Origin of the sequence: Protofrankia sp. CiP1_Cm_nod2, from assembly GCF_920664355.1 — a bacterium.
Classification (GTDB): domain Bacteria; phylum Actinomycetota; class Actinomycetes; order Frankiales; family Frankiaceae; genus Protofrankia.
Window position 1 is genome coordinate 46,673 of record NZ_CAKKTL010000005.1, and the last position, 7,196, is coordinate 53,868.

A 7,196-nucleotide genomic window follows, 5' to 3' on the forward strand; every position below is an offset into this window, starting at 1 on the left:
CGTCCTGACCTGACCGCGTGCCACCGGCACCAGCCAGGACCACCGGCACCAGGGCCGGCTGACAGCAGAGCCGGCTGGTGCCAGGACCTCGGCACCAGGGTCGTCCGCACCGCACCGCACCGGCTTGGCGTCAGCTGGCACCGGGTGTGCTCCGGGACGGATGTCCGAGGCCGCGGGCGAGCTGTCAGCGGGGCGCTGGCGGCTCCCTCGGGATGATCATCAGGGTTACCGTGCGGTTACGCTGGACGTCCGGGAACGGACCCTGCGTCTGATCCGCGCTGACCAGGGCAAACGCTGTCAGGGGCAGTCTGCCGCCCGCCGCCAGGTAGCCGACCGCCACCCGGGCACGGTCCAGCGCGACCGTGGAGCCTCCGCTCGTCCGCCCTCCGGCCACGGCGGACACATGACCTACCACGGTCGTCGTCACGTTCATGCTCGCCAGCCGGCCGCCGATCCGCGTCAGCAGCAGCCGGCCCGTTCGGCTGATCTCCGCGTCGCGTAGGAACAGCCCCGTGCTGAAGACCACCCGGACGTCCTCGGCACGGCGTTCCACGGACGCACCGGAGAGCGTCCCCAGCCCTTCGACGATCGCGTCGAGATCACGGGCGCGGCGGCCGGCGGCCGCGGCGCGCTCCGCGTCCAGCGACGCCAGCCGCCCCGCCAGGGCGCTGGCGTACTGTTCCGATGCGTGAACGCGCCGTTCCAGCGTCTCGGTGCTCTCGTCCTCCCGCCGCGGCTGAGCCGCGTGTACCAGGGCCCGCTCCGAGGGGCTGGCCACACCGGGCGGTCTCGGTCCGAGGCCGTCGAGCGGGAAATACCCGAGCGCCGTCCCCGTCACCGCGGTCACGGCCACGGCTGCGGCCACGACCCGGCCCGGCCCGACGAGCGGCCGAACGCGCCGGCGACCTTTGCTGATCTTTTTGATGGTGTGGCGACCCGCCGCGGCGGCCGGATCATCGGGTACGAGGGCCTGCGCCCTGGCCCAGCACCTGTCCGCCTCGGCCAGCTCGCCGCGCTGGGCGTGCACCCTGGCCCGCAGGTCGAGCACGGGCACGCCGGCCGCGCCGGCGGCGTCAAGGCGGCCGGCGGCGTCGAGGCCGTCCAGCAGCCGCGCCGCCCGGTCCAGATCACCCGCACGCGCGGCGGCGCGCGCCCGGCTGACGGCCACCTGGGCGTCCAGCACGGAACGCAGCGGCTCGCTCATGCCGGAACCAGCGTGATGATCGCATCCTGCGCGTCCCGTGGCAGCAGACGGATCAGACGCTGGTTCACCGCCTCCAGGCCGCGTACGTCGTTCGCCGCCATGGCCCGCTTGCCCTCGCGGATCAGCGCATCGGCCTGGCCGGTGGCACCGAGCACGCTCTCGAGGCTGTAGAACAGCCGGACCGGCCAGTCCGGGTTGCGCCGCTCCAGCTCGAGGACGAGCGGGATGATCCGGTCGAGCTGGTTGCGCACCGCCGCGACGTCCTCGGCGTCGGCCGCCTCCCGTGCCCGGCGCCGCAGATCCGCGAGCGCCTGCCGGTCCGCCGCGGTGCCGAACCGCTCCGCGGGCCCGGCGGCCCAGTCCAGGAGCTCGTCCACCTGCTGGACCAGTTCGGGCAGTTTCACGGCGTCCTCGATGTCGTCCAGTCTGGCGTTGAGCTCCCGCAGACGGTCCTCGGCCGTCGCCGCGGCGCCAGCGTCCACCCTGGCCGCTCGCACCTGCTCACGGACGGTCGTGAGGGTGCCGTCCTTCTCAAGCTCGGCCAGCCGCTTCTCCCCGGTCACGGCCTGGCTGTGCAGCGAGGCCAGCCGCTCTTCCGCCTCGTGCAGCAGGTTCTCCAGCTCCTGCGGGCTCCTGGTCCGGACGCTGTCCAGGTTGAGCTCGGCATCGAACTGCTCCCCCACCAGCGTCACGTCGGCGACCACCGTGACCAGGTTGGACGTGTTCGCCTCGAAGGTGACCTCGACGCCGCTGCCCGCGGGAAGATCGATCCGGACGTCACGTGGCCGGATCTCCAGCACCCCGACCTCACGGTTACGGTCCGCCCGGCTGTGTTCGCCCTGCAGGACGGTGATCCGCAGCACCGACTCCGGATCGTCGCGGCGCAACGCGCCGGTGGTCAGGAACGGCTTCTTGCCCTTGGCCGTCAGGGTGGCGTTCTTCCGCAGTATCGGCTCGAACCTGCCGTCGGCGACCTGGATACCCAGCGAGTGCCCGAGCCGCGGGCCACCGAACTCGGTGCCCCCATGTGTGATCGGAAAGGTGTCCGGTGTGAGCTTGCGGGGTGTGCCGGTGGCGTCGGTCAGCTCGACGGTGAAGCGTGAGGTCTGGTGAGGATCGAGGTCGACCTCGGTGAGGAAGCCGCCGTCCGCGGCCAGTGCGATGCGGCCGGTGGTGAACGGTGGACGGCCGGCTGGGTTGCTCAGGGTAACAGAATAGGCCGTCCAGTCGACCGGAGCGGCGCTGTGCACGTGACCACCAACGGTGGGCCTGGTCGTGGTCACGCTGGGGTCGTAGTGCCGTTCGAGCGTGAACTCCCCCGGCGCGGGCTCGAAGGACGCCGGCTCCGGGCTGCGGACCGTACTCGCGAAGATGGCCGCGCCACAGGCGACCACGGTGGTCGGGTCGAGGCTGAAGTCCAGCTCGATGCCCAGGCCGTGCCGGGGGTCGGCGAGCCGCTCCCGCAGCCCGGGAGCGAGGGTGACCCCGCCGACCAGCAGCAGGCGGTCGATGTCGTCCGCGCCCAGCCCGGCCTCGCCGAGCGCGGAGCGGCACAGTTTGATCGCCCTGACGTAGAAGGGCTCGGCGACCCGGTCGAGCTCGTCGCGGGTCAGGGTGTACTCGAACGTCTCCCTGCTCGCCCCCTCGTCCAGGAGCTCGGTTGTGATATCCACCTGTCCGAGCCGGGACAGCTGGATTTTCGCGTCCTGGGCCGCCTGCTTCAGGATCGCGAAGTTCTTCAGCCACTTCGGATTGTCCCGGCGGAACTCGGAAAAACCGAGGTCACGGCTGGCCGCGGGTGCCAGAACCCGCTCGACGAGCGCCCAGTCGATCAGCTTGCCGCCAAGGTAGGGGTCACCCGCGTGATTGAGCACGCGCAGGTCGCCGTCACGTTTGCTGACCACGGCGGCGTCGAACGTCCCCCCGCCGAAGTCGAACACCATCCAGTACACCCGGTCCGCGGTGTTGTGGAAACCGTAGGCGAAGGCCGCCGCCGTCGGCTCCTGTACCAGCGGGCACTCCGCGCTGAAACCCGCCAGCGCCGCCGCGTCGACGGTCGCCTTGTTCTGGTTCAGGGCGAACGCCGCCGGCACCGTGATCACCGCGACTTCCGGGGGAACGTTGTCGTACTGGTGCGCGGCGTCCGCGCGCAGTGACCTGAGCACCTCGGCCGACAGCTGCTGGGGGGTGAGCTCCACCGCGGCCTTGGCGAAACGCCGGCGCGCGTCGGCCAGCCCCATCTCCAGCTTGAACTCCGCGGCCACGTTCTCCGGGTCGTTCTCGCTGCGGTCACGCGCCCGGCGTCCGACATGGACGACCCCCGGTTTGGGGATCCAGACCGCGGACGGCGTGGTCTCCCAGCCGTCGTTGTTCTTGATTACGGTAACCGTGCCGTCATTGACAACGGCGATGGCGCTGTTCGTGGTACCCAGGTCGATACCGAAGTCGATCGTGTCACGCATGACAGCCCTCTGTGTGATCCGTGTCGAATGTTTGGTCCGTACTGGGCCGGGCACCGAGCTAGAACACTGTGCCGACGGGCCCGGAAGAGGGCGGGCGCCCGACTATCACCTGGCCCATCTGGACACGTCGGTCCTGGAAGTAGACCGACGGCCGGACGGTCTCCAGCACCTTTTCGGTGTCCAGGGAGAAATCCTCCTGGAAGGCGAGGACCTCGATGGAGCGGCCGGGATGGAACGCGTCCCCGTCGTGGTCCTGCACGACCAGCCCGGCCTCGGCCAGCGCGTCGCGGCATGCGCGCAGGTAGCGGGCGGCCTGCCGGGCCCGGGCGGACGGTTCCTCCTCCTCGGCGAGCTTGCGCTGGGCCTTCCACAGGTTCGTCACGGCACGGGCCAGCGCCTTCTCGTCGAGACACGGCCCGGACCCGGACCCGGGACCGGGACCGGGACCGGGCCGCGGCGGGTCCGGCTGGGACTCGGGTTCCGCCGCGCCGAGATCGCCGAGCTCGGTGATCTCGGCGAGCAACCGCTCCATCTGCTCGCACAGGAACTCGTCCCATGCCGGTGGCGCGATCCGGAAAGCCCGGTGATGGCGGCGTTGCCGCAGCTCCGCCCGCATCCGTGTCAGCTGCTGGCTCACATCATCACCCCCCGGCGCCACAGGACGAGCTTGTGCAGGTACAGATCCCGCAGGTACCGCGACAGGTTGACCGCCTCCTCCATGAGATCGGCCGCCCGTGGCAGCTGGCCGGGAACGCGGGAGAGCGCCAGCGCCTTCTCGGCGAGACGTTCGGCCTGTCTGGTGGGCGGCGGAGGCGGGGAGCCCGGAGCCGGGGTCACGGGCGAGGGTGCCGCCGAGCCTCCGCCGGCCTCCCGACGCTCGCGCAACGCGTCCGCGAGGGCCTGTGCGGTAACCGGACGGTTGACGGAGTCGACTTCGAGGGTGGCCAGCACGATGCGGTCCAGCTCGGCGTCGACATCGTCGTTGTAACGGCTGGGCGGCAACGGCGCCTGCCTGAACCGGGCGACGGAGTACCAGGAGGGAAAGCGTCCCCCGTCGTGGTACGGAAAGTGGTTGGTAAGCAGCCAGTAGGCGACCGTGCCCACCGACCACACGTCGCTGGCACACGAGTAGCCCTGGTCCCGCAGCACCTCCGGGGCCATGAACGCGTAGGTGCCCTGCGCGCTGGCCAGCTGTGTGAACGGGTTGGCGCGCTTGGCCAGGCCGAAGTCGCTGACCCGCACCCGCATACCGGTGCCGTCGTAGCCGACCAGGATGTTGGCCAGGGTGATGTCCCGGTGCACGATCGGCGGGTCCTGGCCGTGGGCGGCCGCGAGCCCGTTCGCGATCTGCTCCATCACCTCGGCGACGAGGTCCGTCGGTACCGACGGGCGGTGCACCGCGGCGAGGCGTTCGAGGCTGCCCCCGGCGACGTACTCCATCGTGAAGAAACCGCGCAGCCCGCGCGGAGTCCGCACGGTGTTCGCGTCGAACACCCGGACGATGTTCGGATGCCCCAGCGCCGACAGCAGGCGGGCCTCGTCCAGCATCCCGTCCGTCTCCTCCAGCGAGGCGACCTTCTTGAACAGCTTCAGCGCCTGCCGGCCGAGGTGGCGGTGCCGCACCCGGTAGACCTCGGCGAACGCGCCCTCGCCGAGCAGCCGTTCCACGGTGAGGTTGTCGCCGATCTCGTCGCCGTTGCCGAGCAGCGCCATCAGCCCATCCCCCTCGCGTTCCTCGCGTCGTACTCGATGGCGATCACCGAGATGTCGTCGACCGCTCCCCCCGCGGTAGCGGCCTCGACCAGCTGCCCGCACACCCCGTCAAGCCCGTCAGGCGTGGTCAGCAGCTCGGCGAGCGCCCGGTCGTCGACGCTGCCGGTGAGCCCGTCGGTGCACAGCAGGATGCGGTCACAGGCATACAGCTCTGTGACCGAAACGCCCGGGACGACCTCTCCGGGCATGCCGACGAACCGGGTGAGCTGCCCGCCCCGGGTGTGGTCCTCGGTGAGCCGACGCAGACGCCCGTCTCGCGCGAGGTAGATCCTGCTGTCACCCAGGTGCACGACCAGCGCCAGGCCGTCGCGGACGAGCAGCAGCGCGACGGCCGCGCCGGTGCTGTCCGGGCCCGCGCGCGCACCCTGCCGCACCCGCTCGTTGAGCTCCGCCGCCACCGCGGTCACCGCCTGCGCCACGTCTGGCCCGTGCAACGCCGTGACACGCTCCCGCACCCGGCGGGGAAACTGCTCGACGACCGCCTGCGCGGTGGCCGACGCTTCCGCCAGGCCGCCCATGCCGTCGACCACGATGAACGTGCCCCGCTCGACGTCGGCCGCCAGCCGGTCCTGGTTGTCGCTGTGCAGGTGACCCGTCCTGGTCCGGGCAGCGTATCGGATCATGCCGACCGCCCGTCCCCGGCACCCGGGTGGACGTTGAGGCGGTAACCGATGCCTGCGACGGTCTCCAGGATGCGAGGGTTCGACGGGTCCACCTCGATGCAGCGCCGCACGGCCCGCACGACGCCCGCGACGTCGGCACGGGTGTACGAGCGGTGGGCCGCCCACTCCTCGCGAGGACCCCACAGTGCGGTGATCAACTCGGTGTGGTCGCAGGTCACCGCCGCGCCGCTGCTGTTGCGTCCGGCCATGTACCGCAGCAGTTGGTGGCCCTGCGGACGCAGCCCCGTGATCAGGGTTTCCACCCCGTCCTCGTGGCGGTAGACCCTGGCCGCCACCCAGTCGTAGCGCAGGCACGGCCCGACGTGACGGACCTCCGGCGGCGGGCCGAACGGCGCCGGCAGGGTGGCGTTCGGATCCAGGAAGATCAGCTCCCAGTACAGCGGCTCACCGCCCGGGCTCATGCCGCCGAGGATCAGCAGCGTGTCCTGATGCTGGATCCGTCGGTGCCCCCGCAGGCGGTCGGTGATGCCGCCGTGCCGCAGCAGCGTGCCGTTGACGCTGGCGTTGTCGGTCACCGACCACATGCCGTCGGCGAAGTCCAGCGTGCAGTGCAACCGGCCGACCCACCGCTGGGGGTCCGGTCCCAGCACGACGTCCGGAGTGTGTCCCGACGCCTCCCGCCCGATGGTGATCGGCCCGGTATCCAGTTCGACGTCGTGCACGGTGCCCTCCGGGGATGTGACCTGTAGCACCACCGTTCGGCTCCCCACCAGCCCCGCCTCTTTTCTGATCACATGCATGCGCCGCTCCGAGCCTGGCCGAGCCACACACCGACGGCCATGGCAACGAGATGGAAACCGGATGTGGACGCCGGTGTCACGCGCACCCGACGAGCCCCGCCGGGCCGGACAGCGGTGCCGTTCCGGCCGGGACGCGGCGCCGGGAGGAGGGCTCCGGGGCCGCGCGCGGCTCTCGTCCGGCGTCGCGCGGCAACATGCCGGACAGGCCGACACGGGCCATGACAGGAAGTTCCGAGGAACCTTTCCCGGAATCCGCTACCCGCCACTGGGGCCCACCCGGCGCACCCGGCCGTTTCCTGTGTCAGCGATATAAAGAACACCGGAACCGTCAACC

Annotated in this window: 6 protein-coding genes; all 6 read right to left on the minus strand. The window is 71.2% G+C overall.

What is annotated here, in order from left to right:
* Nucleotides 1-184 precede the first annotated feature (184 nt).
* The 6 genes from NBW84_RS01215 to NBW84_RS01240 are packed head-to-tail and all read right to left on the minus strand — an operon-like array spanning nucleotide 185 to nucleotide 6,862.
* Entirely contained in the window at nucleotides 185-1,204 is a 1,020-nt protein-coding gene (locus NBW84_RS01215; RefSeq protein ID WP_250280878.1) for a hypothetical protein, read from the minus strand.
* On the minus strand, nucleotides 1,201-3,666 hold the full coding sequence (locus NBW84_RS01220; protein ID WP_250280881.1) for an Hsp70 family protein: 2,466 nt from the start codon (nucleotides 3,664-3,666) through the stop codon (nucleotides 1,201-1,203). The genes NBW84_RS01215 and NBW84_RS01220 overlap by 4 nt, the downstream gene beginning before the upstream one ends.
* A gap of 58 nt (nucleotides 3,667-3,724) precedes the next feature.
* Nucleotides 3,725-4,303, minus strand: a complete 579-nt coding sequence (locus tag NBW84_RS01225) for a hypothetical protein (RefSeq protein ID WP_250280882.1) — start codon at nucleotides 4,301-4,303, stop codon at nucleotides 3,725-3,727.
* On the minus strand, nucleotides 4,300-5,379 hold the full coding sequence (locus tag NBW84_RS01230) for a serine/threonine-protein kinase (RefSeq protein ID WP_250280883.1): 1,080 nt from the start codon (nucleotides 5,377-5,379) through the stop codon (nucleotides 4,300-4,302). Before NBW84_RS01230 ends, NBW84_RS01225 begins: the two co-directional genes overlap by 4 nt.
* Nucleotides 5,379-6,062, minus strand: a complete 684-nt coding sequence (locus NBW84_RS01235; protein WP_250280884.1) for a PP2C family protein-serine/threonine phosphatase — start codon at nucleotides 6,060-6,062, stop codon at nucleotides 5,379-5,381. Before NBW84_RS01235 ends, NBW84_RS01230 begins: the two co-directional genes overlap by 1 nt.
* Complete coding sequence (locus NBW84_RS01240) at nucleotides 6,059-6,862, minus strand: FHA domain-containing protein (RefSeq protein ID WP_250280885.1); 804 nt, start codon at nucleotides 6,860-6,862, stop codon at nucleotides 6,059-6,061. Before NBW84_RS01240 ends, NBW84_RS01235 begins: the two co-directional genes overlap by 4 nt.
* Between the last annotated feature and the right edge of the window lie 334 nt (nucleotides 6,863-7,196).